The organism is Sphingomonas sp. SP5 (assembly GCF_058313455.1).
This window is the reverse complement of sequence record NZ_JBZFLF010000002.1, coordinates 530,092-555,463: the sequence shown is the minus strand read 5'-3', so window position 1 is coordinate 555,463 and position 25,372 is coordinate 530,092. Positions and strand designations below refer to the sequence as shown.

General features: G+C 68.4%; 19 protein-coding genes. 12 read left to right on the top strand and 7 right to left on the bottom strand.

The window, feature by feature from the left end:
- Positions 1-25: 25 nt before the first annotated feature.
- On the bottom strand, positions 26-2,083 hold the full coding sequence (locus tag AC4GY7_RS06500; RefSeq protein ID WP_491112604.1) for an NAD(+) synthase: 2,058 nt from the start codon (positions 2,081-2,083) through the stop codon (positions 26-28).
- Positions 2,084-2,266: 183 nt separating this feature from the next.
- Between AC4GY7_RS06500 and AC4GY7_RS06495 the strand changes: the two genes are divergently transcribed.
- The 7 genes from AC4GY7_RS06495 (at position 2,267) to AC4GY7_RS06465 (ending at position 9,945) form a co-directional block, all read left to right on the top strand.
- Positions 2,267-2,614 (top strand): ArsC family reductase, encoded by a 348-nt coding sequence (locus AC4GY7_RS06495; protein ID WP_491112603.1) that lies wholly within the window; start codon positions 2,267-2,269, stop codon positions 2,612-2,614.
- Between the two features lie 67 nt (positions 2,615-2,681).
- A complete protein-coding gene (gene panB, locus AC4GY7_RS06490; protein WP_491112602.1) occupies positions 2,682-3,557 on the top strand; it encodes a 3-methyl-2-oxobutanoate hydroxymethyltransferase in 876 nt (291 codons plus the stop codon).
- Between the two features lie 80 nt (positions 3,558-3,637).
- The gene (locus tag AC4GY7_RS06485; protein ID WP_491112601.1) at positions 3,638-4,378 is read left to right on the top strand and encodes a tetratricopeptide repeat protein; all 741 of its coding nucleotides are present in this window, start codon (positions 3,638-3,640) and stop codon (positions 4,376-4,378) included.
- Positions 4,375-5,715: an outer membrane protein assembly factor BamB family protein gene (locus AC4GY7_RS06480; RefSeq protein ID WP_491112600.1), complete on the top strand. Its 1,341-nt coding sequence runs from the start codon at positions 4,375-4,377 to the stop codon at positions 5,713-5,715. Before AC4GY7_RS06485 ends, AC4GY7_RS06480 begins: the two co-directional genes overlap by 4 nt.
- Positions 5,716-6,011: 296 nt before the next feature.
- Positions 6,012-6,758, top strand: a complete 747-nt coding sequence (otsB, locus tag AC4GY7_RS06475; protein WP_491112599.1) for a trehalose-phosphatase — start codon at positions 6,012-6,014, stop codon at positions 6,756-6,758.
- Positions 6,755-8,551: a glycoside hydrolase family 15 protein gene (locus AC4GY7_RS06470; protein WP_491112598.1), complete on the top strand. Its 1,797-nt coding sequence runs from the start codon at positions 6,755-6,757 to the stop codon at positions 8,549-8,551. Before otsB ends, AC4GY7_RS06470 begins: the two co-directional genes overlap by 4 nt.
- A complete protein-coding gene (locus AC4GY7_RS06465; protein ID WP_443584920.1) occupies positions 8,548-9,945 on the top strand; it encodes an alpha,alpha-trehalose-phosphate synthase (UDP-forming) in 1,398 nt (465 codons plus the stop codon). Before AC4GY7_RS06470 ends, AC4GY7_RS06465 begins: the two co-directional genes overlap by 4 nt.
- On the opposite strand, the gene AC4GY7_RS06460 is transcribed toward AC4GY7_RS06465, so the two are convergent.
- The 4 genes from AC4GY7_RS06460 to AC4GY7_RS06445 form a co-directional block, all read right to left on the bottom strand.
- The gene (locus tag AC4GY7_RS06460) at positions 9,893-10,987 is read right to left on the bottom strand and encodes a mechanosensitive ion channel family protein (RefSeq protein WP_491112597.1); all 1,095 of its coding nucleotides are present in this window, start codon (positions 10,985-10,987) and stop codon (positions 9,893-9,895) included. The two genes, AC4GY7_RS06465 and AC4GY7_RS06460, sit on opposite strands and share 53 nt — an antisense overlap.
- A 48-nt stretch (positions 10,988-11,035) precedes the next feature.
- The gene (locus AC4GY7_RS06455; protein ID WP_491112595.1) at positions 11,036-12,154 is read right to left on the bottom strand and encodes a PepSY-associated TM helix domain-containing protein; all 1,119 of its coding nucleotides are present in this window, start codon (positions 12,152-12,154) and stop codon (positions 11,036-11,038) included.
- A complete protein-coding gene (locus tag AC4GY7_RS06450) occupies positions 12,151-14,190 on the bottom strand; it encodes a TonB-dependent receptor (RefSeq protein ID WP_491112593.1) in 2,040 nt (679 codons plus the stop codon). The genes AC4GY7_RS06455 and AC4GY7_RS06450 overlap by 4 nt, the downstream gene beginning before the upstream one ends.
- Positions 14,191-14,258: 68 nt before the next feature.
- Positions 14,259-14,663 (bottom strand): DUF2946 family protein, encoded by a 405-nt coding sequence (locus AC4GY7_RS06445; RefSeq protein ID WP_491112592.1) that lies wholly within the window; start codon positions 14,661-14,663, stop codon positions 14,259-14,261.
- Positions 14,664-14,757: 94 nt separating this feature from the next.
- Here AC4GY7_RS06445 and AC4GY7_RS06440 point away from each other — a divergent pair, with 94 nt between their 5' ends.
- The 5 genes from AC4GY7_RS06440 (at position 14,758) to AC4GY7_RS06420 (ending at position 20,464) form a co-directional block, all read left to right on the top strand.
- Positions 14,758-15,660 carry an ATP-grasp domain-containing protein gene (locus AC4GY7_RS06440; protein ID WP_491112591.1) on the top strand — a complete coding sequence of 301 codons (903 nt, stop codon included), beginning with the start codon at positions 14,758-14,760 and terminating at the stop codon, positions 15,658-15,660.
- Positions 15,660-16,676 (top strand): LLM class flavin-dependent oxidoreductase, encoded by a 1,017-nt coding sequence (locus AC4GY7_RS06435; RefSeq protein WP_491112589.1) that lies wholly within the window; start codon positions 15,660-15,662, stop codon positions 16,674-16,676. The genes AC4GY7_RS06440 and AC4GY7_RS06435 overlap by 1 nt, the downstream gene beginning before the upstream one ends.
- 157 nt (positions 16,677-16,833) lie before the next feature.
- Positions 16,834-18,480, top strand: coding sequence for an inorganic phosphate transporter (locus AC4GY7_RS06430; protein ID WP_491112588.1), 1,647 nt, complete (start codon positions 16,834-16,836; stop codon positions 18,478-18,480).
- Between the two features lie 95 nt (positions 18,481-18,575).
- Positions 18,576-19,439, top strand: a complete 864-nt coding sequence (locus AC4GY7_RS06425; RefSeq protein WP_491112587.1) for a UDP-2,3-diacylglucosamine diphosphatase — start codon at positions 18,576-18,578, stop codon at positions 19,437-19,439.
- Positions 19,439-20,464: a glycosyltransferase family 4 protein gene (locus tag AC4GY7_RS06420; protein ID WP_491112585.1), complete on the top strand. Its 1,026-nt coding sequence runs from the start codon at positions 19,439-19,441 to the stop codon at positions 20,462-20,464. The genes AC4GY7_RS06425 and AC4GY7_RS06420 overlap by 1 nt, the downstream gene beginning before the upstream one ends.
- A gap of 181 nt (positions 20,465-20,645) precedes the next feature.
- Here AC4GY7_RS06420 and AC4GY7_RS06415 read toward each other — a convergent pair whose 3' ends face one another.
- A complete protein-coding gene (locus AC4GY7_RS06415) occupies positions 20,646-22,166 on the bottom strand; it encodes an efflux transporter outer membrane subunit (protein ID WP_491112583.1) in 1,521 nt (506 codons plus the stop codon).
- Positions 22,167-22,169: 3 nt separating this feature from the next.
- Entirely contained in the window at positions 22,170-25,367 is a 3,198-nt protein-coding gene (locus tag AC4GY7_RS06410) for an efflux RND transporter permease subunit (RefSeq protein ID WP_491112581.1), read from the bottom strand.
- Positions 25,368-25,372: the final 5 nt, after the last annotated feature.

The window sequence follows — 25,372 nt, the reverse complement described above, 5'->3', positions numbered from 1 at the left end:
CTAGAGGCGCAAACGCAACAATCGACTAAAGGTTCGACGGCACGTTTCGCCGCAATTCGTCGAGCCACACCGCCGCCGTCCCGTCGGACGGCGCCCGCCAGTCGCCGCGCGGGCTCAGCGCGCCGCCGCCCGACACCTTGGGACCGTTGGGAATCGCCGACCGTTTGAACTGGCTCAATTGGAAGAAGCGGACGACGAACCGCTCCAGCCAATGCCGGATCGTCGGCAGGTCGTAGGCGACCCGCGCATCGGCGGGGAAGTCCTCCGGCCATTCGCCCTGCCCCGCATCGCGCCACGCGTGCCAGGCGAGGAAGGCGATCTTCGACGGCGCCAGCCCGTAGCGGACGACGTAATGCGCGAAGAAATCGTTGAGCGCATAGGGGCCGATCATCGATTCGGTACTCTGCATCGCACCGGTATCGGCATCGGCGGGCACCAGCTCGGGCGAAATCTCCTGCGACAGGATGGTCGAGAGGACCGCGTTGGTCGCCTCGTCATATTGCCCGGTCCGGATGCACCAGCGGATCAGGAACTGGATCAACGTCTTCGGCACGCCGGCGTTGACCGCATAATGGCTCATCTGGTCGCCGACGCCATAGGTGCACCAGCCGAGCGCCAGCTCGCTGAGGTCGCCGGTGCCGAGCACGATGCCGCCGCGCTGGTTGGCGAGGCGGAACAGGTAATCGGTGCGCAGGCCCGCCTGCACGTTCTCGAACGTCACGTCATACACCGATTCGCCGCGCGCGAAGGGATGGTCCATGTCGGTGAGCATCTGCCGCGCCGCGGGCCGGATATCGATCTCGTCCGCGGTGCACCCCAGCGCCCGCATCAGCGCCCAGGCATTGCCCTTGGTCGTATCGCCGGTGGCGAAGCCGGGTATGGTGAAGCCGAGGATATCGGCGCGCGGCCGCCCCAGCCGGTCCATCGCCTTGGCCGCGACGATCAGCGCATGCGTCGAATCGAGGCCGCCCGACACGCCGATCACCAGCGTTTTGGAGCCGGTCGCGGCAAGCCGCTTGGCCAGTGCCTCCACCTGGATGTTGAACGCCTCGTAGCAATCCTCGTCGCGCCGCGCCGGATCGTCGGGCACGAAGGGGAAGCGGCGAACCTTGCGGGCAAGACCGGAGTCGGCGAGCGGCGGCTGGTGGTCGAAGCCGATGCGGCGGAAGCGCGTCTCGGGATGCCCCGCCGCCATCGCCGAATCGTTGAACGTGCCGTTGCGCAGCCGCTCGGCGACGATCCGTTCGAGGTCGACGTCCGCCACCGCCAGCTCGGGCTCCTGCACGAAGCGCCGCGATTCGATCAGCAGGTCGCCCAGTTCGTAGACCATCCCCTGCCCGTCCCAGGCAAGGTCGGTGGTGCTCTCCCCCGGTCCGGCGGCGGAATAGACATAGGCGCAGGAGGTGCGCGCCGACTGCGCCTCGGCGAGCAGCATGCGCTCGCGCCCCTTGCCGATGATGATGTTGGAGGCGCTGAGATTGCAGCAGATCGTCGCCCCGGCCAGCGCGCCGATGGTCGATGGCGGGGTCGGCGCCCAATAATCCTCGCAGATCTCGACATGGACTACGAAGCCCGGCACGTCGGTGGCGGCGAACAGCAGATCGGTGCCGAACGGCACCTCCGCATCGCCCAGCCGCATCGTCAGCCCGGCAAGGCCGAGGCCGGAGGCGAACCAGCGCTTTTCGTAATATTCGCGATAATTGGGCAGGAAGCTCTTGGGCACCACGCCCAGGATGCGGCCGCGATGCAGCGCCACCGCGCAATTGTAGAGCCGCCCCTGCCGCACCAGCGCCGCGCCGACCAGCAGCAGCGGCGCGAGCCCCGCGGTCTGCTCCGCCACCGCCAGCACCGCCGCCTCGCTCGCCCGCTGTTGCGCGGACTGAAGGTGCAGGTCGTCGATTGCATAGGAGGTGAGGTTGAGTTCGGGAAACACCACGAGGTCGACCCCACGCGCATCCGCATCGCGCGCCATCGCCACGGCCGCCCCGACGTTGGCGGCGACATCCCCCACACTCGCCCGCGGCGTCGCCGCGGCGACACGGACCATCTGGTGGCGGTGGATCGAAAGAAACGCATCGGTCATGGGCGGGGTGCTAGCCGTGTCGGAAGGGGGATACCACCCATGCAACGTGCCGACGTCCGAGGCGATCCGCGGGGGTTAGCGTGGTTTGCCCGGCTCGGATCGTTCGACAGGCTCAGCACGAGCGGTTCTAAGTAGCGTCATCATGCTCTACGACGCGGTTCGTTTATCACGAGGCGGCGAAAAGTGACGATCACGATCTACGGCATCCCGAACTGCGACACGGTGAAGAAGGCGCGCGCGTGGCTGGATGCCGCCGGGGTCGCCTACACCTTCCACAATTACAAGACTGCCGGCGTCGACGCGGCGCGGCTGGCGGGGTGGGTCGACCGCCTCGGCTGGGAGGTGCTGCTCAACCGCGCCGGCACGACGTTCCGCAAGCTGCCCGATGCCGACAAGACGGGGCTGGACGCGGAGAAAGCGATGGCGCTGATGATCGCGCAGCCGTCGATGATAAAGCGCCCGGTGGTGGAAGCGGGCGACACGCTGCTGGTCGGCTTCAAGCCCGCGAACTGGAGCGCCGCTTTCTCCTGATGCCCCCGGGGCGGCGGATGAGGCTGGCCTCTGGATCGCGCGCCGCCCACGCGGTACATCGCCCGCCATGTCCACCACCTACACGATCGACACCGCGACCAGCCGCGCCAACCCGACGCCGGCGCCGGCCAAGCGCCTGACCATCCCCGCGATCCGGCGGCGCAAGGGCGGCGATCCGGACAAGGGCGGGCCGCTGGTGATGCTGACCGCCTATACGGTGCGGACCGCGCAGCTGCTCGATCCGCATTGCGACATGCTGCTGGTCGGCGACAGCCTGGGCCAGGTGATCTACGGCCTGCCCTCCACCGTGCCGGTGACGCTGGAGATGATGGCGGCGCACGGCGCGGCGGTGGTGCGCGGCAGCTATCATGCGCTGGTCGTCATCGACATGCCGTTCGGCAGCTACGAAGCCTCTCCCCAGCAGGCGTTCGAAAGCGCCGCCTTCCTGCTCAAGCAGACCGGCGCCGCCGCGGTGAAGCTGGAGGGCGGCGAGGCGATGGCGCCGACGGTGCGCTTCCTGTCCGAACGCGGCGTGCCCGTGATGGGCCATGTCGGCCTGACGCCGCAGGCGGTGAACGTGCTCGGCGGCTATGGCGCGCGCGGGCGCAGCGAGGCGGAGGCGGCGAAGATCCTCGCCGATGCGGTGGCGATCGCCGATGCGGGCGCCTTCGCGATCGTCATCGAAGGCGTGATGGAGCCCATCGCGATCCGCATCACCGAAAGGGTCGCCTGCCCGACGATCGGCATCGGCGCCTCGGCCCGCTGCGACGGGCAGGTGCTGGTCGCCGAGGACATGCTCGGCCTGTTCGAACGCACCGCGCGCTTCGTGAAACGCTACGAGGACATGGCCGGCCGCATTTCCGCCGCAGCCGAGACCTATGCCGCCGAGGTCAGGGCGCGCAGCTTCCCGGGGGCGGAGCAGATCTACCCCTCGAAGGGGTGAACCGCGCCCATCTTTTGTTTCGCGGCGGCCACCGCTAAGAGTGCGCGCCGTTCACCCTCGTCTCTCTTTCGGAGCCCTCCTTGGCCCTTACGCCGCAAAACAACGAAGCGTTCCTGCGCGAAGTCGATGACGAGCTGCGCCGCGATCAGCTGATGACCTTCTGGGAGCGCTACGGCCGCTGGACGATCGCGGCCATCGTGCTCGCGCTCGCGGCGTTCGGCGGCGTCCTCTACTGGCAGCACCGCCAGCGCGAGGCGGCGGGGGTGCAGGGCGAGCAGCTGCAGGCGGCGTATGACTCGCTCGGCAGCGGGCAGACCGATGCCGCGGCCAAGGCGCTCGCGCCGATCGCCGCGTCGGACCGCGACGGCTACAAGGCGCTGGCGCTGATGACGGAAGCGGACATCCTGCTGAGCAAGAAGCAGGACAAGGCCGCCGCCGCCAAGTTCGCCGGCATCGCCGCCGACACGGGCATCGCCCAGCCGTTCCGCGATCTTGCGCTGATCCGCCAGACCGTTGCCGAATATGACGCGCTGAAGCCGCAGGTGGTGATCGAGCGGCTGCGTGCCCTCGCCGTCCCCGGCAACGCCTATTTCGGCAGCGCGGGCGAGCTGGTGGCGATCGCCTATCTCGACAGCGGCCGCAAGGATCTTGCCGGCCAGCTGTTCGGCCAGCTCGCGCAAAATGACGCGGTGCCCGATTCGATCCGTCAACGCGCCGTTCAGATGGCCGGCACGATGGGCGTCGCCACGGATGCGAGCGGCACCGCCGACGTGCGCATCGTCCGCCCCGCCGCACAACCCAAGGAAGCACCCGCGCAATGACGACCATCACCAGCGGCCGCCGGTTCCGCACCTCCGTCGGGCTCGCCGCGCTGATGGCCCTGTCCGCCTGCGGCATCTTCAAGGGCGGCCCCAAGAAGACGCCGACCGTCGGCGAGCGCGTGCCGATCCTGTCGTCGGAGAATGCGATCGAGGCGGACAAGACGATCGCCGACATCCAGGTGACGCTACCCGCCCCCGCCCCCAACGACAGCTGGACGCAGCCGGGCGGCAATGCGGCGAAGTCGATGGGCCAGCTGGTGCTCGCCGAGTCGCCGTCGCGCGCCTGGCAGGCATCGGTCACCGGCGGTTCCCCCCGCGAACGGCTGGGCGCCGCCCCCGTCGTCGCCGACAACAAGCTGTTCGTCGTCGATGTCGAGGCGCAGCTCCACGCCTTCGCCGCGGACACCGGCGCCAGCCTGTGGACCGCCTCGGTCAGCACCGGCGACGAAAACCGCGCGGCGCGCTTCGGCGGCGGCGCCAGCTATGAGGGCGGGCGCGTGTTCGCCACCGACGGCGTCGGCGACGTGGTCGCGTTCAACGCCGCGGACGGCAAGGAGATCTGGCGCGCCAAGCCCGGCGGCCCGCTGCGCGGCGCACCGACCGTCGCCAACGGATCGGTGTACGTCGAGAGCCAGGACAACCAGCTGTTCGCGCTCGACCAGAACGACGGTAAGGTGCAGTGGGCGCAGTCCGGCACGCTGGAAACGCAGGGCGTGTTCGGCGTCGCGGCACCCGCCGCCAGCCAGGGCACCATCGTCGCCGGCTTCTCCAGCGGCGAACTGAACGCCTATCGCTACGAAAACGGGCGCGTGCTGTGGGGCGATGCCCTGTCGCGCACCTCGATCACCACCTCGGTGTCGAGCCTGTCCGATATCGATGCCGATCCGGTGATCGACAACGGCCGCGTCTTCGCGGTCGGCCAGGGCGGCCGCATGGTCAGCCTCGACCTCGCCACCGGCCAGCGCCTGTGGGAACAGAATTTCGCCGGCATCTCGACGCCGTGGATCGCGGGCGAATGGCTGTTCGTCGTCACCGACGATGCCCGCCTCGTCTGCCTCGCGCGTTCGAACGGCAAGGCACGCTGGATCGCCCAGTTGCAGCGCTTCAAGAACGCCAAGAAGAACAAGGGGCCGCAGGTCACCTGGTTCGGTCCGGTGCTCGCCGGCGGCCGCCTGCTGCTGACCAACTCGCTCGGCCAGATCGTCTCCGTCTCGCCGGGCGATGGCAGCGTCGTCAACACGATTGAGACGAAGGACAGCTATGCGCTGCCGCCGATCGTCGTGAACAACACGCTCTATACGCTGGGTCAGTCCGGCAAGATCACCGCCTACCGGTAAGGCAGGCCGTCTTCTCCCTCTCCCAACCGGAGAGGGAGGGAGCGCCGCAGGCCCGGTAGGGTGAGGGTGAGCGCCACCCGCTATCGATCCGGCGCTGTCCTACACCCCGTCGCATCCGCTATACGGCCCGGATGCCCGCCCATGTCCAGCACCGCGCCGCCACCCCCGGCGGCCGGGTGCGAAGGGCCATTTCGACGCGCACGTGCCGTAAACTTCGCCAACTTCCGAGGCTGCCGACTCGGGATGTCGGCCCTGCCCGGCTTGACCCCTCCGGCCCGATCCCCGACAGGCGCGGCGTGACCCACCTGCCCCCGCCCCCCGCTGACCTGTTGCGCGATGCCGCCCTGTTCCTCGACTTCGACGGTACGCTCGTCGAATTGCAGGAGCGCCCGGAGGCGGTCCGCGTCGACGCCCGTCTCGCCGCGCTGGTGGCGGAACTGTCGCAGGCGCTGGACGGGCGCGTCGCGATCATCTCCGGCCGGCCGGTGGAGGGCATCCGCGCGCTGTTCGGCGATCCGCCCTTCGCCATCTCCGGCAGCCACGGGCTGGAGGTCGCCTGGCCCGACGGTCGCCGGACCTGCGCGGAACGTCCCGCCGCCCTCGACATTATTGTCGACAGAATGACCGTCTTCGCCACCGCAACGCACGGCGTCCTCGTCGAGGAAAAGCCGCTCGGGGCCGCGCTCCATTACCGCGCCGCGCCGCATGCGGAGGCCGAGGCGCACGCGCTCGCCACCCGCCTCGCCGCCGACAGCGGCCTGCATCTCCAGACCGGCAAGATGATGATCGAGGTCCGCGTCGCCGGTGCCGACAAGGGTACGGCGCTCGCCGCGCTCATGCAGGCGCCCGCCATGGCCGGGCACCGTCCCGTGTTCCTCGGCGACGACGATACCGACGAACCGGCGATGGCCGCCGCCGCCGCACTGGGCGGCGCGGGCGTGCTGATCGGCGAACCCCGTGCCACCGCCGCCGCCTGGCGCCTCGCCGGCGTCGCCGACACCCTGTCCTGGCTCCACGCCGCAACCGAAAGCCTCCGCCGATGACGTCCATGCCGCAGACCAGCGTCGACCTCTGGCCGATCGGCAATTGCCAGGTGAGCGCGCTCATCGATCGCGCCGGGCGCTTCGTCTGGGCCTGTGCGCCGCGCGTCGACGGCGATCCGGTGTTCTCCGCGCTGGTCGGCGGTGCCGAGCCGGAGAGCGGCTTCTGGGGCGTGTCGATCGAAGGATCGGTCAGCGTCGAGCAGCATTACATCCGCAACACCCCGATCCTGGTCAGCACGCATACCGACGCCGCCGGTAACGCGCTGGAGGTGATCGATTTCTGCCCGCGCTTCAATCGCCTCGGACGCACCTATCGCCCGGTCGCCTTCGCCCGCATCGTCCGTCCGATCGCGGGCAGCCCGCGCATGACGATGCAGCTGCGCACCACCTGCGGCTGGGGCGGCGCCTGCCGCGAACAGGTCGGCGGCTCCAACCATCTGCGCATCATGCTCGACGCGATGCAGATGCGCCTCACCACCACCGCGCCGATCGGCATGGTGCAGGAAGAGCGCACCTTCCGCCTCGAAAGGCCGCTGCACTTCTTCCTCGGGCCGGACGAAAGCTTCACCGGCGATCTCGCCGAATCGGTGGAGGCGATGCTCGCGCAGACGACCGCCGAATGGCAGGAATGGACGCGCAGCCTCGCCATCCCATTGGAATGGCAGGATGTGGTGATCCGCTCGGCGATCACCCTCAAACTCTGCCAGCATGAGGAAACCGGCGCGATCGTTGCCGCGCTCACCACCTCGATCCCCGAACATGCCGGGTCGGAGCGCAACTGGGACTATCGCTATTGCTGGATCCGCGACGCCTATTACACGGTGCAGGCGCTCAACCGGCTCGGCGCGCTCGACGTGCTGGAGGGTTACCTCGGTTATCTGCGCAACATCGTCGACGATGCGCGCGGCGGCCATATCCAGCCGCTCTACGGCGTGCTTGGCGAGGCGACGCTGACCGAACGCTTCGCCCCCGCCCTCGCCGGCTATCGCGGCATGGGTCCGGTACGCGTCGGCAATGCGGCGTACGAGCAGCATCAATACGACGCCTACGGCCAGATCGTGCTGTGCAGCGTCCACGCCTTCTTCGACCAGCGGCTGCTGCGCCCCAACACGGCCGAGGATTTCCACCGGCTGGAGCAGGTCGGCGAGCGCGCCTGGACGCATTACGACAAGCCCGACGCCGGGCTGTGGGAGCTGCGCACCCGGCAGAGCGTCCACACCTATTCGGTCGCGATGTGCTGGGCGGCGTGCGACCGGCTGGCCAATGCCGCGCACGTGCTCGCCATGCCGGAGCGGCGCGATTTCTGGCAGGAACGCGCCGACCACATCCGCGGCGTGATCGAGGACAAGGCGTGGCGGCCCGACACCAATCGCATGTCGGCGACCTTCTCGGGCGACGACCTCGATGCCAGCCTGATCCAGCTGCTCGACCTGCGCTTCTTCCAGCCCGACGATCCGCGCTTCCTGGGTACGCTGGAAGCGGTGGAGCACGGCCTGCGCCGCGGCAGCTTCATGCTGCGTTACGATACCGAGGACGATTTCGGCCTGCCCGAAACCGCGTTCAACGTCTGCACCTTCTGGCTGATCGAGGCGCTGCACGCCACCGGCCGGACGGACGATGCGCGCGCTCTGTTCGAGGAGATGCTGGCACGGCGCACCGCAGCTGGCTTGCTGTCCGAGGATATCGATCCAACATCCGGTGAACTTTGGGGAAATTACCCCCAGACCTATTCGTTGGTCGGCATGATAAATTGTGCCGCCATGCTGTCCAAACCGTGGAGTTCGATCCGCTGAGCCGCCTTATCATCATTTCCAATCGCGTATCCGCCCCGTCGGGCTCCAAATCCGGCGCACAGGGCGGGCTGGCCGTCGCGCTCGCCTCCGCCTTGCGGGAATATAAGGGCATGTGGTTCGGCTGGTCGGGCGAGCAGACCGACGAATATACCGGCCAGATCACCTTCCAGCGCAACGAAGGCGTCACCACCGCGACCGTCGACCTCGAAGAGCAGGATATCGAGGAATATTACAACGGCTACGCCAACCGTACGTTGTGGCCGCTGTTCCACTATCGCGTCGATCTCGCGGAATATGAACGCGAATTTGCCGGCGGCTACCAGCGCGTCAACGAACGCTTCGCCGACACCGTCCAGCCGCTGATCGAGGAGGAGGATGCGGTCTGGATCCAGGATTACCACCTGTTCCCGCTCGGCCAGGAACTACGCAAGCGCGGGGCGAAGAACCGCCTCGGCTTCTTCCTCCACATCCCCTGGCCGCCACGCCGGCTGCTCGCGATCCTGCCCGAGGCGCAGGATCTGGTGCGCGGCCTGTTCGCCTATGACGTCATCGGCTTCCACACGGACGAATGGCTGTCGTCGTTCCGCGACTATGCGGTCGCCGAACTGGGCGCGGTCAGCGAGGGCGACGAGCTGGTGCTCGGCGACCGGCGGGTGAAGGTGATGGCCTGCCCGATCGGCATTGATGCCCGGGAATTCGCCGGCCTCGCCACCAGCACGCGCGGCCGCCTCGCCTTCCGCCAGATGCGCGATGCGGCGGTCGGGCGCGACATGATCGTCGGCGTCGACCGGCTCGATTATTCCAAGGGACTGGAGGAGCGCTTCCTCGGTTACGAACGCTTCCTCGTCGAGCATCCCGAGGAGCGCAAGGAAGTGACCTTGCTCCAGATCGCGCCGCCGAGCCGCGCGACCGTCGGCAGCTACCAGAAGATCCGCAGCAACCTCGAAGGGCTCGCGGGCCGGATCAACGGCGCCTATGCCGATATCGACTGGGTGCCGATCCGCTACGTCAACCAGGGCTATCCGCGCGACGTGCTGGCGGGCATCTATCGCGCTGCCAAGATCGGCCTCGTCACCCCCTTGCGCGACGGCATGAACCTCGTCGCCAAGGAATATGTCGCGGCGCAGAACCCGGAGGATCCGGGCGTCCTCATCCTGTCGCGCTTCGCCGGCGCCGCCTGTCAGCTGACCGACGCGGTGCTCATCAATCCCTATTCCGCCGAGGAGATGTCCGACGCGATCATGCTGGCGCTGCGCATGCCGCGCGAGGAGCGGATCGCGCGCTGGGAAAAGATGATGGACGTCATCATGCGCGAGGATATCGGCTGGTGGCGCCGCACCTTCACGGATGCGCTGATGGAGGCGCCGCTGGAGATGGAGCAGGAGCCGGCATGAGCCGGGTCTTGGGCAGCGCTTCCGGCATCTCGGTGCGGAGGAAGGCATAGATCGCCTCGCGCACGTCGCACCGCAGGTCGAAGGCGGTGGAGGCGTCCTTGGCGGTCATCAATCCGCGCAGCTCCATCGTCCCGTCGGGCTTCGAATCGGTCACCTGCAGGTTGAAGAAACGTTGGTCCCACCGCGGGTTGGCGCGCACCACCTCCTCCAGCTTGGCTCGGATCCGCGGCACGTCGGCGGCAGGATCGAGGTACCAGAACACCGATCCGAGCAGAGCGCTCGTCTCCCGCGTCCAGTTCTGGAAGCTGTTTTCCAGGAACTTGGAGACCGGCACCACCAGCCGCCGTTCGTCCCACAGCCGCACCACGACATAGGTCAGCCGGATATCCTCGATCCGCCCCCATTCGCTGTCGATGATGACGACGTCGTCGATGCGGATCGGTTCGGTGAACGCCATCTGGATGCCGGCGATCAGGTTCTTGAGCGCCGGCTGCGCCGCGGCACCGATGGCGAGGCCGGCGACACCCGCCGAGGCGGCCAGGGTGACGCCGATGGTGCGGACCGAGGGGATGCTCATCAGCATCATCATCGCGGTCAGCAGGATCAGCACGAACACGCCGATGCGGTGGAGGATGCCGATCCGCGTTCGCCGCCGCCGCGCCCTCAAATTGTCGGCGGCCGTGATGTCGAACCGCACCTCGCTGATGTCGCGGTAGGCGGTCAGCACCGCGAGCAGCATCCAGCCGAAGACGGCGGGAGTCAGCAGCCCCAGCACCCGCTGCCAGATCGTCTCCCAATAGCGCGGCAGGTCGAGCCCCGGCCCCGATGCGGCAAGGGCGATGCCGATCGCCAGCCAGAAGGTGGGCCTGCCGAGGCGGGCGATCAGGATATCGTCGGTCTTGGTCGCCGTCCGGCTGGCGAAGCGCTTGAGCACCGCGAACAGGACGCGGTGGAGCAGCGCCACCACCAGTACGAAGGCGGCGACGCCCGCCAGCTTGGCGACCCATTCGGGCAGGTCGAGATCGAGCCATGGCATCCGCATCAGGCGTAATCACGCCCGACCGCCGCGAAAGCTCCCTCGGTCGCGCAATTAATGCTGCATGTGCGAACGCCGCAACGCCCATCGCCACAGCCCGGTGCCGAACAGCAGCGCCGGCAGCAGCCCCGACGCGAACACCAGCCAGCGCCCGGCGAGCCCCAGCGCCTCGCCGCCATGCAGCGGATGCAGCCAGGCGAGCACCGTGTCGCCCGCCGAGTCCGCCCGTTCGTCGCGCACCGCCAGCACCCGCCCATCGTACGGATCGAGCCACACGTTGCTGCGCGGGAACCGCCGGCTCGGCTCGCCCGCCACCATCAGGTTGACGCGCACCGTGCCGCGCGTGTCGGGGGGCGTCTCGATCCAGGCAAGCGCCGCCCCCGGCAGCCGTGCCTCCGCGCGACGTACCAGCGCATCGAGCGGCAGGAACCCTCCGGGGCGCGGCACGCTGACCGGCCTTGGCGTCGCGAACAGCGGCGAGGCCCGCTCCACCAGCGGATGCACCTGATCGGGCAGGTCGAGCATCGCGCCCGTCGCCGTCACCACCAGCAGCACCGGTGCCCCCGCCAGTCCGGCCCATTTGTGCAGGTCGTACAATCGCCGCGACCGCGATGCCTGCCGCTTCCAGGCGAGCGAGCGCCGCCACCCGCCGATCCGCGGCCACCATGCCCATAGGCCGGTGACGAGCATCGCCAGCATCACGATGCCGGCGATCCCCATTCCGATCGCCCCCGGCGCTTCCAGCAGCAGCCGGTAATGCAGATCGTAGATCCACGTCGTCGCATAGCCGCCCCAGAAGCCGCGCCGCACCACCTGCAGGCTGCCGGGATCGAGCCACAGCATCAGCGGCGCGAACGCCTGACCCCGCGTCTCGACCGGCGTATAATAGCGTACCGGAATCGGCCCGCCGTCCGGCGTCACCTCGATCCGCCACGCCCCCGTCCGCTGCGGTTCGGCGCGGTGCAGCGCATCGTAGACCGCCTGCCACGATGGCGGCCGCACGCCCGCGGCGACACCGGACAGGCCGGGATGCAGCGCGCCGTCGATCTCGGGATAGAAGACCAGCACGCTGCCGGTCAGCCCGGTCACCGCAAACAGCAGCCCGACGCTCAGCCCCAGCCACAGGTGCACGCGCCGCACCGCGACGCGCACCCGCTGCACCGGCGTCGTCACAGCGTCAGCCGCATGCTGCCGTAGAGCGCGCGCCCGTCCGCCGGCGAATGCAGCACCTGCGTCCCATCGTACCAGACGTATTCGTACTGCCGGTCGCCGATGTTCTTGAGCTGCGCCGCCACCTCCAGCCTGGGGAGCACCCGCCACGCCACCTCGCCCGTCACCACCAGATAGGCGCCGTAGCGCGGCAGGGTGTTGGCCGGCGTCAGCGCGTAGCTGGACTGGCCGTTACCCCACAGCGAGACGCGCCAGCGCGCCGCCGGCGTCACGTCCAGGCCGCCCGAGAACAGGTTCTGCGGCACATGGTCGATCCAATTGCCCGCCTGCGACGGCGTGGCGGGATCGGGCACGATGATGCGCGCATGCTGGTAGGAATAGGCGCCCCACAGATTGGCACCCGCCACCGGCGTGACGCTCAGCTGTACGTCGAGCCCGCGCCGCCGCGTCGAGCCCAGGTTGGCGCTATCGCCGGAGGGATCGTTGAGCAGCCGCTTGATCTCGCCGCTCGCGGTCTGTTCCCACACCGCCACGCGCGCCTCAAGCCAGCGCCCGCGCGCGAATTTCACGCCCGCCTCCCAGCCTTCGTTGATCGAGGGCGCGAGGTCGGTGGTGCGCGGCGGCACCTTATAGGCGCCCGCCCCGACGCCGATCTGAAAGGTCCGCCCGTAATTGCCATAGGCCGTCACACCGGCGGCCGGGGTGATCGCGACGCTGATCTTGGGCTGGCTGATCGTGCCATAAGCATTGATCGGATAGCGCTGCCCGTTCAATCGGTTGTCGAGGTGCCCGGACACGGTGTCGAAACGCCAGCCCGGCGTGATGCTGAGCCAGGCGGTCGGCTCCACCACCGCCTGCACATAGCCACCCGCGACCGTCAGCGCGAAGGCCTGGTCGCGCGTCTGGCTGGTGATCCTGCGGTTGGCGGTCAGCCAGCGCAGGCTCTCGTTGTCCTGCACCTGCACGTCGCCGCCGGCCTCCAGCATCAGCCGGTGCACGAAGGCGACGCTGGGTTGGTAATGCAGCGTCGCGATGCCGCCATATTGCTGTTCGCGGGTCAGCCGCCGCTGCTGCGCGACCGCGGCGGAGAAGCGGACGTAGCGGTCGTCCTCCAGCCCGTTGGCATAGGCCTTGGCGCTGAACCCCAGGTCGCGGGTCAGGTCGGCGTCGAGATGCAGGCTGTATTGATCGAGCTGTCGGCGGCCGCCGTCGCTCGCCGACACCGCATAGGAGCGGCGTCGGTTGGTAAAGGCGTCGGCATCGATCAGATAGCCCGGCTCCTCGGCATCCGCCTGCGACACCCGTGCGATGCCCCCCAGCCGTACGCCGCCCCAATCGTAGAACCATTTGCCGGCGAGGCTGACCCGCTCCAGCGCCGAATGATCGCGGAAACCGCCGCTGCGGCGATAGCCGACGAAGTAATTCTGGCTCAGCCGCCCCGTCTCGACGCCGGCGGCAAGCTGCCCCTCGGCGGTGCCGAACGCGCCGCCGAGCCCGCGCACGTCCAGGTAGTTGCCGCCGATCCGCGTCACGATATTGGCGCTGCCGGCGATCGCATGCAGACCGTAGCGTGGATCGGCCGTACCGCGCACCAGATCGATCTGCGCGATGTCGAGCGGCATGACGTCGTCGATGAACATCATGCCGCCGTCGTTGGCGTTGCCGGGGATGCCGTCGATCAGCAGCTTGACCGCGTTGATCTCCCCCTCCCCGTTGAACCCGCGGATCGAGAAGCGGCCGGAGGTGGTGCCCTGGTTGAAGTCGGTCAGCGAGACGCCGGGCAGCCGGGCGAACAGTTCCCAGGTGTTGTCGACGCTCTGTCGCTGCGCAATGTCGCCGCCGAGACGATCGACTGAGGTGAGGACCGGGCTGGCGCTGCGCGCCATGTCTCGTGCGGTGACGACGATGTCGCCGACCGAGAAGCTGGTATCGCGGGCGACGTCCGCGGCATCATGGGCGTGGTCGGCGGTCTGCGCGACCGCCGGTGTCGCGCAGGCAAGCGCCGCGGCCGCCGCCGCCGCGGTAGGAAATGGGGTCATCGATGCTGGTCCTGATCCGGGCGCGCGCCCTCTCCCGGACGCCGCGCCATGTCTGTGATATCGGTGGATCAGGCGAGGATCGGTGGCGCTCGCGAGGGCGGCCGCAGGCGTGGCGCAGCGGTGACCCGCGGCCCCGCGACGATCCGCAACCCCAGCGCCAGAGCAAAGGCCAGAGCTACGGCGAGCACCAGCGGATCGACCGGCGTGACCGCCGCCTGCGCCAGCGCGGCATAGGGGCACGGCATCTCCGCCGCCGGATGCTGCCGATCGTCGTGTGTCGGGGTGCGATGGTGCATATGCGCCATCGGTTCGGGCTCGACCGGCATCACGCCGCTGCACACCTGCAACATGGCGCGACCGTCGACCATGCCGACCATGAAGCCGCTCGGCACCAGCAGCTTCACCGCCAATGCCGTCAGCGCCAGCAGGAAGACCAGCCGGCGACGGTCCAGCAGCAGGCGGCGGAGCGACATCACGCCGCGGTGCATAGGCCACCACGAGCGATCTGTCATTGATCCAAGTCCGGGCTTTCCGCCCGCCCGATCCATCCGCTAAGCGCCTGTAGCCATGACCGATCTTGCCATCCTCTACGAACATCCCGCCTGGTTCGTGCCGCTCTTCGCCGCGCTCGACCGGCGCGGTGTCGCCTATCGCGCGCTGAAGCCCGACGGCGACTGGAACCCCGTCGATTCGCATCCCCCCGCACCGCTGGTCTTCAACCGGATCGCGATGTCGAGCTTCCTGCGCAGCGGCGAGCATCCGATCTTTCACGCCGCCGCCCTGCTCGATCACTGGCGGCGCGGCGGCGCGCGGATCGTCAACGGCCCGGACGTGCTGGCGATCGATTCGTCCAAGGCCCGGCAATTGTCGCTGATCGCCGGGCTCGGCCTCGCGATTCCCGAAACGCGCGTCGTGCACCGTGCCGCCGACGTCGAAGCGGCGGCGGCGAGCATCGGCTTCCCGCTGGTCGTGAAGGCCAATATCGGCGGTTCGGGCGCCGGCATCGTCCGCTTCGATGCTATGGAAGACCTGCGCGCCGCCGTGGCCGACGGCGGGCTGCCGACCAGCATCGACGGCGTGCTGCTGGTGCAGGATTACGTTCCCGCCCGCGGCGGCACGATCACCCGCATCGAAACGCTCGACCGCCGCTTCCTGTACGCGATCGACGTGGCGGGCGGCGGCGCCTTCGACCTCTGCCCCGCCGACGCCTGCGTCGTACCGGGCAGCGGCATCGCGATGACCGCGGTCACCCCGCCGCCCGCGCTGGTCGAGGGGGCCGAACGGATCGCGCGCGCGGTCGATCTCGACGTTGGCGGCGTCGAGGCGATGATCGACGATCGCGATGGCGTCGCGCGTTTCTACGATATCAATGCCTTGTCGAACTTCGTGGCCAAGCCGCATGAGGTTCTGGGCTATGATCCGCATGACCGGCTGGTCGATTATCTCCTCACCCTGTCGAAGGACCTGTGATGCGCTACGGCTATTGGATGCCCGTGTTCGGCGGCTGGCTGCGCAACGTACCCGACGAGGGGATGGAGGCGAGCTGGGACTATGCCAAGCGGCTGACGCTCAACGCGGAACGCTGGGGCTATGACCTCAGCCTGATTGCGGAGCTCAACCTCAACGATATCAAGGGCATCGAACAGCCGGCGCTCGATGCGTGGTCGACCGCCGCGGCGCTGGCCGCAGTGACCGAACGGATCGAGCTGATGGTCGCCGTCCGCCCCAATTTCCACCATCCCGCCCTGTTCGCCAAGGCCGCCGCCAACATCGATCGCATCTCCGGCGGCCGGCTCGCGCTCAACGTCGTCTCCTCCTGGTGGGCGGACGAGGCGCGGCAATATGGCCTGCAATTCGATCAGCACGACGATCGCTATGCGCGCACCGAGGAATGGCTGACCGTCGTCGACGGCCTATGGACGCAGGAGCGCTTCAGCTTCGAAGGACAATTCTACCGCACCGAGGACGCGATCTGCGCGCCCAAGCCGGTGCGCCGCCCGACCGTCTATGCCGGCGGCGAGAGCGAAAAGGCCAAGGCGATGATCGCCGCGCAAGGCGACGCCTATGTCATGCACGGCGACCCGGTCGGCGCGATCGCACCCAAGATCGCCGACATGGCGGCGCGGCGCGCGGCGGCCGGCGGCGCTCCGATGCGCTACGGCATGGCGGCCTATGCCATCGTCCGCGACAGCGAGGCGGAGGCGAAGCGCGAACTGGAGCGGATCACCACCGTCAGCGAACTGCCCGCCGGCTACGCCAATTTCGATCAATGGCTGTCGGGCACGCAGCTGGAGCGGGAACTCAAGATCCAGGAATATTCCGTCTCCAACCGCGGCCTGCGCCCCAATCTGGTCGGCACGCCCGAACAGCTGAAGGAGCGGATCGCCGAATATGAAGCCGCCGGCCTCGACCTGCTGCTGCTCCAGATGAGCCCGCAGGAGGAGGAGATGGAGCGGTTCGCGGTGCAGGTGATGGGGACGGCGTAGCGCTTTCGCTAGACATCCAACGTCCGTAATCCTCGCGCAACGGGGATGACGTTGACTGATTGGAGGATGGCGGCAGCGCCACGCCTCCCCCGTCGCAACCTCGCACCTTGATCTACGTTGTCACGGACTCGTCACATCCCGGGTCCACGCACGCATCATGGCAACCATGGTATCCGCAACTCCCGCCCCGGCGCCGTCGCGGGGTCCGCGGCTGGATGGGCATCTCCATCCGGCCGGACGCTGGATCTTCCTCGCCGTGCTGGTCGGCGCGCTCGGCTATGCCGGCGGCAGCATCATCGCCGATACCGCGGAGGTGGGCGAGACGCTGGCGACCAGTGTGTTCCTGTTCCTCGGCCTTGCGCTACTGATCGCGCTGGGCTTCGAATTCGTCAACGGCTTCCACGATACCGCCAATGCGGTGGCGACGGTGATCTACACCCACGCCATGCCCGCGCCGCTCGCGGTGGTGTGGTCGGGGTTCTTCAACTTCCTGGGCGTGTTGCTGTCGTCGGGCGCGGTCGCCTATTCGATCATCACGCTGCTGCCCGTGGAGCTGATCCTGCACATCGGCTCGGCTGGCGGTTTCGCGATGATCTTCGCGCTGCTGCTCGCCGCCGTGCTGTGGAACCTCGCGACCTGGTACGTCGGCCTGCCCAATTCGTCGAGCCATGCGCTGATCGGATCGATCCTCGGCGTCGGCCTCGCCAACCAGCTGCTGTCGCGTGGGAACGGCGGCACCTCGGGCGTCGACTGGCACCAGGCGGAGAAAGTGCTGTCGGCGCTGCTGTTCAGCCCGCTGATCGGCTTTGCCGGCGCGCTCGTCCTGCTGCTGGTGATGAAGCGCTTCCTGCGCGATCCCAAGCTCTATCGCGAACCGCGCACCGATGCGCCGCCACCGCGCGGCATCCGCGCCACGCTGATCCTCACCTGTACCGCGGTCAGCTTCGCGCATGGCAGCAACGACGGGCAGAAGGGCATGGGGCTCATCATGCTGATCCTGATCGGCTGCGCGCCGACCGCCTATGCGCTGAACCGCACCGTCCCCGAAAGCGCCACCCCCGCCTTCGTCGCGCAGGCGCGCGCGGCGGAGGCGATCTTCGCCCGCCAGCCCGGCCCCGAACCGCGCTCGATCGACGTCGCCCGCGCCACCGTGACGCAGGGGCTCGCCACCCGCCGCATCGATACGCCCGCGGTCTATGGCGCGCTGTCGTCGCTGTCGCGCGACGTCGGCGACCAGCTGGCGAGCTACGGCTCGCTCGGCAAGGTTCCCGCCGCCGCTACCCCCAATTTGCGCGGCGACATGTATCTGGTGCTCGACGCCAGCAAGATGGTGGTCGCCGACAAGGGCGCGCAAGGCCGCTTCACCGCGCAGGAGATCGACGGGATCAAGAGCTATGCCGGCGCGCTGGAACAGGGCACGCGCTACATCCCGCTGTGGGTCAAGGTGACGGTCGCCATCGCGCTCGGCCTCGGCACGATGATCGGCTGGCGGCGGATCGTCGTCACCGTCGGCGAACGGATCGGCAAGACGCACCTCACCTATGGCATGGGCATGTCGGCCGAACTGGTGACAGCGGTCACGATCCTGCTTGCCGACCGGTTCGGCGGCATGCCGGTATCGACCACGCACATCCTGTCGTCCGGTGTCGCCGGCGCCTCGGTTGCCAATGGTGCCGGGCTGCAGTGGCGCACCATCCGCAACATGGCGCTTGCCTGGGTGATGACGCTGCCCGCCGCGATGCTGCTCGCCGGCGTGCTCTACTGGATCCTGCTGACGGGGTTACGCGGGGTGATCGCGAGCTGACGGCGCAACGTTTCCGTCACGCATTCGTGACCGGCACGTAACATCGCGCTGGCATGACGCCCCCCGGGGAACAGCATGTTCCCGGGGGGCCGACGATGACCACCACCGATCACGCAAGCGCCGACATCCTCGCCTTCGTGCCCCACCGGCCAACGCAGCCGGAGCGGACGGGCGTCACCCGCCGCCGCTACCGCACGATCTGGATTTCGGACGTCCACCTCGGCACGCGTGGCTGCAATGCCGAGATGCTGATCGACTTCCTCGACCATGTCGACAGCGACCAGCTCTACCTCGTCGGCGACATGATCGACGGTTGGCGCCTCAAGAAGCGCTTCTACTGGCCGGCCAGCCACAACGACGTCGTCTGGCGGCTGATGAAGCGCGCGAAGCGCGGCACGCGCGTCACCTACATCCCCGGCAACCATGACGAGGTGTTCCGCCAGTTCGCCGGGCTGGATTTCGGCGGCGTCAAAATCCGGCGCAAGGCGATCCACACCACCGCGGACGGGCGGCGCCTGCTCGTCCTCCATGGCGACGAATTCGACGCGATCACCCTCGCCCACCGTTGGGTCGCGCTGATCGGCGACAGCGCCTATACCGCGCTGATGGTGGTGAACCGCTGGGTCAACGCCGCCCGCCGTCGCCTGGGCCTGCCCTATTGGTCGCTGTCCAAGCATGCCAAGGCAAAGGTCAAGAACGCCGTCGCCTTCATCTCGCATTTCGAGGAGGTGGTGGCGCACGCTGCGGGTTCGCGCGGCGTCGACGGCGTGGTCTGCGGCCACATCCACACCGCCGAGATCCGGACCATCGGCGATGTGGCCTATTACAACGACGGCGACTGGGTGGAGGGCTGCACCGCGCTGGTCGAGCATTTCGACGGCCGCATGGAATTGCTGCACTGGGCGGACGAGATCGCCGCGCGCGACGCCCACGACCGGCTCGCGGTGGCAGCCGCCTGATGCGGATCGCGCTCGTCACCGACGCCTGGAGCCCGCAGGTCAACGGCGTGGTCCGCACCCTCACCGCGATCAAGCGCGAACTGGAGGCGCAGGGCAACGAACTGCTCGTCGTCTCGCCCGACCGCTTCGCCAGCCTGCCCTGCCCGAGCTATCCCGAAATCCGCCTCGCGCTTGCCGGTCGGCGCACCGTCGGCCAGCTGATCCGCGCCTTCGACGCCGATGCGATCCATATCGCCACCGAAGGGCCGCTCGGCCTCGCGGCGCGGCGCTGGTGCGTGGCCGAGGGGCTGCGCTTCACCACCGCCTACCATACCCAGTTTCCCGATTACGTCGCGGCGCGCACCGGAGTGAACGCGCAGTGGATCTGGCGCTACATCCGCTGGTTCCACGGACCCGCCGATGCGATCCTGTCCTCGACGCCGTCGGTCGACGCGGTGCTGCGCGAACACGGCCTGCCTCAGGTGCGGCGCTGGGGCCGCGGCGTGGATCTCACCCTCTTCTCCGCCGATGGTGCCACCGACCCGGCGATCGATGCGCTTGCTGGCCCGATCCTGCTCTACGTCGGGCGCATCGCGGTGGAGAAGAATATCGCCGCCTTCCTCGCAGCCGACGTGCCGGGTACCAAGGTCGTGGTCGGCGATGGCCCGGCGCACGCGGCGCTGGCGGCGCGCTACCCCGACGCGGAGTTCATGGGGCCGCGCTTCGGCCCGGCGCTCGCCGCCGCCTACCGCAGCGCGGACGTGCTGGTCTTCCCCAGCCTCACCGACACGTTCGGGTTGGTGATGATCGAGGCGCTGGCCTGCGGCACTCCGGTCGCCGCCTTGCCTGCGCCGGGGCCGGTCGATGTGCTCAACGCGAACGTCGGCGCGATCGACGCCGACCTGCATGTCGCGATCGCCGCCGCCCTCCCCCGCGACCGCGCCGCCTGCGTCGCCTACGCCCGCCGCTTCACCTGGGCGAACAGCGCCCGCCAGTTCCTCGACAGCCTCGCCCCGATCGGAACGGCGCACGCGCACGCGGCGTGAGCAATAAAGGCGTGGGGAGAAGCGCAGGCCGCCTCAGCGCCTACCCGTCATGCCGGGCTCGTTCCGGCATCCACCGTTCCGCACATTCGGAGCTATGGGATATGCGGAGCGGTGGACCCCGGACCAAGTCCGGGGTGACGGATTGCTGCGGAACAGACGCACGCGCCTGAACGAGCCGCGCCTACTCCAGCCCGCCGCCCAGCGATCGGTACAGCTCGACGAGGTTGCTCCCGCGGTTCAGCCGCGTCGTCACCAGCTGCTGCTGCGCCGCATAAGCGGTGCGCTGCGAGTCGAGCGTCGTCAGGAACGACTCCACACCCGCCCGATAGCGCGCGTCGGAGATGCGCAACGCGACGGTCGCGGCCTCGACGCGGGCGGACTGCGCCGCGATCTGCTCGTCGATCGTGCCGCGCTGTGCCAGCGCATCGGCGACCTCGCGGAACGCGGTCTGCACCGTCTTTTCATAGGTCGACACCGCCGCCTGCTGCTGCGCGCGGGCGAGGTCGACGTTGCCGCGCAGCCGGCCGCCATCGAACAGCGGCAGAGAAACCGACGGTGATCCGGTGTAGGTGAAGCTGCCGCCGGCAAAGAGTCCCGAAAGCGCCGTGCTGATCGTCCCCAGCGTCGCGGTCAGCGAGATGCGCGGAAACAGCGCCGCGCGCGCCGCGCCGATATTGGCGTTCTGCGCGATCAGCTGATGCTCGGCCTGGAGCACGTCCGGCCGCCGCAGCAGCACGTCGGAGGCGATGCCGGCGGGCAGCACCTGCAACGCCGCATCACCCGTGCCGAGGCCCTGCGGCAGCAGTTCGGTGCCGACCGGCGTGCCGACCAGCAGGTCGAGCGCATTCTTGTCCTGCGCCACCCGCGTCTTCAGCACCGCGATATCGTTGCGCGCCGCCTGATAGGTCGTTTCCGCCTGCCGTGCCTCCAGTTCGGAGGCGACGCCGATGCGGAACTGTGCGCGGGTCAATTCCAGCGATTGCTCGAACGACTTCAGCGATTCGGTCGAGATGCGCAGCTGGTCCTGATCCGACGCCAGCGTCAGCCATGCCGTCGCGATCTCCGCGATCAGGCTGATCCGCGTCGAACGCTGCGCCTCCTCGGTCGCGAAATATTGTTCCAGCGCCGCGCGATTGAGGTTGCGGATGCGACCGAACAGGTCGAGTTCGAACGCCGAAAAGCCGACGTTGGCCGAGTAGAATTCCAGGTTCGACGAGGTCGAGCCGACGTTCGCGCCAGCCCCTGCACCCGCTCCGGTGCCGACGCCCGTTCCGGCACCGGCACCGGTCCCGGCGCCAGTTCCCGTGCCCGCCCCTGCCCCGGCTCCGGCACCCGCCGTCGCGCCGCCGAAGATGTTGTTGGTATAGGTCCCCGATCCCGACGCCGTGGTCGACGGCACCAGGTCGGCGCGCTGGATGCGATATTGGGCGCGCGCCTGCAGCACGTTGGCGGCCGCGACGCGAAGATCGCGGTTGTTCTCCAGCCCCAGCGCGATGGTGCTGCGCAGCCGCTCGTCGGTGAAGAAGGTGCGCCAACCGATTTTGGTCACGTCGGGCGCATCGGTCGTCGCCGCCGGATAGACGCCGCCCTGTGGCAGCGCCGCAGGCACGGCGCCGACCGGGCGGACGTAAGTGGGAGCCAGGTTGCAGCCGGCGAGCGCAGTCGCGCCGAGCAGGCCGAGGATGATCTTGCTGTACGTCACGTCTTACGCTCCCTGGGGCGCAGGCTGGTGGTGGGGTTCATCCCCGTCGCGCGGCTCGTCCTTCGCCGGGTGGCCGTCGCCGCCCTCCTCGCCGCCGTGCCCGAACAGGCGCAGGACGACGACGAAGAACATCGGCACGAAGAAGATGGCGAGGATCGTCGCCGACAGCATGCCGCCGACCACGGCGCGGCCGATGGCGTTCTGCCCGCCCGCACCGGCCCCGGTCGAGATCGCCAGCGGCAGCACGCCGAAGACGAAGGCAAGGCTGGTCATCAGGATCGGCCGCAGGCGCAGCTTGGCCGCCTCGATCGCCGCGTCGAACGGCTTCATGCCCTCGTTGATCCGCTCCTCCGCGAACTCCACGATCAGGATCGCGTTCTTCGCCGAGACGCCGATCGTCGTGATGAGGCCGACCTGCAAGTAGATGTCGTTGTTGAGGCCGGTCAGCGTCGCCGCCAGCACGGCGCCGAGCACGCCCAGCGGCACCACCAGCAGCACCGAGATCGGCACCGACCAGCTTTCGTACAGCGCGGCGAGGCAGAGGAAGACGATCAGCAGCGACAGCCCGTAGAGCGCCGGCGCCTGGCCACCCGACAGCCGCTCCTCATAGCTGAGGCCGGTCCATTCGAGCGCGGTACCCGGCGGCAGCTTGGCGTGGATCGCCTCCATCGCCTTCATCGCCGCGCCGGACGAGACTCCCGGTGCGGGCGCGCCGAGGATCTCCATCGAGGGCAACCCATTGTAGCGGGTCAGCTGCGCCGGTGCCTGCTTCCACGACAGCGTCGAGAAGGCGGTGAACGGCGCCATCGTGCCGGTCGCGCCACGGACGTAGAAGTTGCCGACATCCTCGGGCTTCAGACGATAGGGTTCGTCGGCCTGGATGTAGACGCGCTTCACGCGGCCGCGATCGATGAAGTCGTTGACATAGGCGCCGCCCCAGGCGGTCGAGATCGTGTTGTTGACCGTCGACAGATCAAGACCGAGCGCGCGCGCCTTGTCCTGATCGACGTCGATCTTGAGCTGCGGCGCGTCGTCGAGCGCGTTGGGACGCACGCCGACCATCGACTTGTCCTGGCTCGCCATGCCCAGCATCATGTTGCGGGCCTCCATCAACTTGGCGTGTCCGATGCCGGCCTGATCGACGAGCTGGAGGTCGAACCCGGTCGCGTTGCCGAGTTCCTGCACGGCAGGCGGGATGACCGCGAAGATCATCGCGTCCTTGAACTGCGACAGCGCACCCATTGCACGGCCGGCGATCGCCTGCGCCTTGTTGGCGCCGCCTTCGCGCTGGTCCCACGATTTCAGCGGGATGAAGGCGATGCCGCTGTTCTGGCCCTGGCCTGCGAAGCTGAAGCCGTTGACGGTGAACACGCCTTGGACGTTGTTGCCTTCTTGGCTGAGGAAATGGTCCTTGATCGCGTCGAGGCCCTTCTGGGTACGCGCGGTGGTGGCGCCCGGCGGGCCCTGCACCAGCGCGATCATGATGCCCTGGTCCTCTTCGGGCAGGAAGCCCGTCGGCAGACGCATGAACAGCACGCCCATGCCGAGCACGATCAGCAGGTAGACGATCATCGACCGCTTCCAGCTGCGCGCCGTCCGGCGCACCCCGCGCTCATACTTGGCCTGCCCGCGGTCGAACTTGTCGTTGAACCAGCGGAAGAAGCGGGCGAGCGGGCCGTTGCCCTCGACCCGCTTGGGATCGTGCGGCTTCAGGATCGTCGCGCACAGGGCGGGCGTCAGGATCAGCGCGACCGCGATCGACAGGACCATCGCCGAGACGATGGTGATCGAGAACTGGCGATAGATGACGCCGGTCGATCCGCCGAAGAACGCCATCGGCAGGAACACCGCCGACAGGACCAGCGCGATGCCGATCAGTGCGCCGGTGATCTCGTCCATCGATTTCCGCGCCGCTTCCTTGGGCGTCAGATGCTCGGTGGTGATGAGGCGCTCGACGTTCTCGACGACGACGATGGCATCGTCGACCAACAGGCCGATAGCGAGCACCGTGCCGAACAGGGTCAGCGTGTTGATCGAATAGCCGGCGACCGACAGGATGGCGAAGGTGCCGAGCAGCACCACCGGCACCGCGATCGTCGGGATCAGCGTCGCGCGCCAGTTCTGCAGGAACAGGAACATGACGAGGAAGACGAGCACCACCGCTTCGATCAGCGTATGGACCACCTGCTCCACCGACAGCCGCACGAAGGGCGAGGTGTCGTAGGGGTAGATGACCTTGACGTCGGGCGGGAACTGCTTGGCGATGGCGTTCACCCGCTCCTTCACCGCGGTGACGGTGGTGAGCGCGTTGGCGCCCGGCGCCAGCTTGATGCCGATGCCGCTCGCGGGCTTGCCGTTCCATTGCGAGGAGAAGCCGTAATTTTCCGCGCCGATCTCCACCCGCGCGACATCGCTCAGCCGCACCACCGATCCGTCGGTGTTGCTCTTGAGGCGGATGGCGGCGAATTCCTCGGGCTTGGTCAGCCGTGATTCCACCGACACGGTGGCGTTCAGCATCTGCTCCTTGGGCGCCGGCTGTGCGCCGATCTGACCGGCGGACACCTGCGCGTTCTGCGCGGTGATCGCGCTCGTCACGTCGGCGATGGTCAGCGCGTAATTGTTGAGCTTGATGGGATCGACCCAGATGCGCATCGCATATTGCGATCCGAACACCTGCGTGTCGCCGACGCCGTTGACGCGGGCAAGCGGGTCCTGGAGCTTGGAGACGATATAGTCCGACAGGTCGGAATCATTGTGGCTGCCGTCCGCCGAATAGAGGCCGACGAACATCAGGAAGTTCTGCGTCGCCTTGGCGACGATCAGCCCCTGCCTCTGCACCTCCTGCGGCAGCAGCGGCGTCGCCGCCTGCAGCTTGTTCTGGACCTGGACCTGCGCGATGTCGGGGTCGGTGCCCTGTTCGAAGGTCAGGATGATCTGCACCGAGCCCGCCGACGACGACGAGGACGAGAAGTAGCGAAGGTTGTCGATGCCCTTCAGCTGCTGCTCGATGATCTGGGTCGTCGTATTCTCGAGCGTCTGCGCATCCGCGCCCGGATACGTCGCGGTGATCGACACCGCAGGCGGCGCGATCGCGGGAAACTGTGCGATGGGCAGGCTGCGGATCGCGAGGATCCCGGCCAGCATCACCACGATCGCCAGCACATAGGCAAAGATCGGGCGATCGATGAAATAGCGTGACATGGCTG

What these genes read in the sequence shown, in the direction of transcription:
- AC4GY7_RS06480 (WP_491112600.1), top strand. Translation starts at nt 4,375, where the DNA reads ATGACGACCATCACCAGCGGCCGCCGGTTCCGCACCTCCGTCGGGCTC.
- panB (WP_491112602.1), top strand. Translation starts at nt 2,682, where the DNA reads ATGTCCACCACCTACACGATCGACACCGCGACCAGCCGCGCCAACCCG.
- AC4GY7_RS06445 (WP_491112592.1), bottom strand. Translation starts at nt 14,663, where the DNA reads ATGTCGCTCCGCCGCCTGCTGCTGGACCGTCGCCGGCTGGTCTTCCTG.
- AC4GY7_RS06435 (WP_491112589.1), top strand. Translation starts at nt 15,660, where the DNA reads ATGCGCTACGGCTATTGGATGCCCGTGTTCGGCGGCTGGCTGCGCAAC.
- AC4GY7_RS06425 (WP_491112587.1), top strand. Translation starts at nt 18,576, where the DNA reads ATGACCACCACCGATCACGCAAGCGCCGACATCCTCGCCTTCGTGCCC.
- AC4GY7_RS06420 (WP_491112585.1), top strand. Translation starts at nt 19,439, where the DNA reads ATGCGGATCGCGCTCGTCACCGACGCCTGGAGCCCGCAGGTCAACGGC.
- AC4GY7_RS06500 (WP_491112604.1), bottom strand. Translation starts at nt 2,083, where the DNA reads ATGACCGATGCGTTTCTTTCGATCCACCGCCACCAGATGGTCCGTGTC.
- AC4GY7_RS06410 (WP_491112581.1), bottom strand. Translation starts at nt 25,367, where the DNA reads ATGTCACGCTATTTCATCGATCGCCCGATCTTTGCCTATGTGCTGGCG.
- AC4GY7_RS06430 (WP_491112588.1), top strand. Translation starts at nt 16,834, where the DNA reads ATGGCAACCATGGTATCCGCAACTCCCGCCCCGGCGCCGTCGCGGGGT.
- AC4GY7_RS06460 (WP_491112597.1), bottom strand. Translation starts at nt 10,987, where the DNA reads ATGCGGATGCCATGGCTCGATCTCGACCTGCCCGAATGGGTCGCCAAG.
- AC4GY7_RS06450 (WP_491112593.1), bottom strand. Translation starts at nt 14,190, where the DNA reads ATGACCCCATTTCCTACCGCGGCGGCGGCGGCCGCGGCGCTTGCCTGC.
- AC4GY7_RS06440 (WP_491112591.1), top strand. Translation starts at nt 14,758, where the DNA reads ATGACCGATCTTGCCATCCTCTACGAACATCCCGCCTGGTTCGTGCCG.
- AC4GY7_RS06470 (WP_491112598.1), top strand. Translation starts at nt 6,755, where the DNA reads ATGACGTCCATGCCGCAGACCAGCGTCGACCTCTGGCCGATCGGCAAT.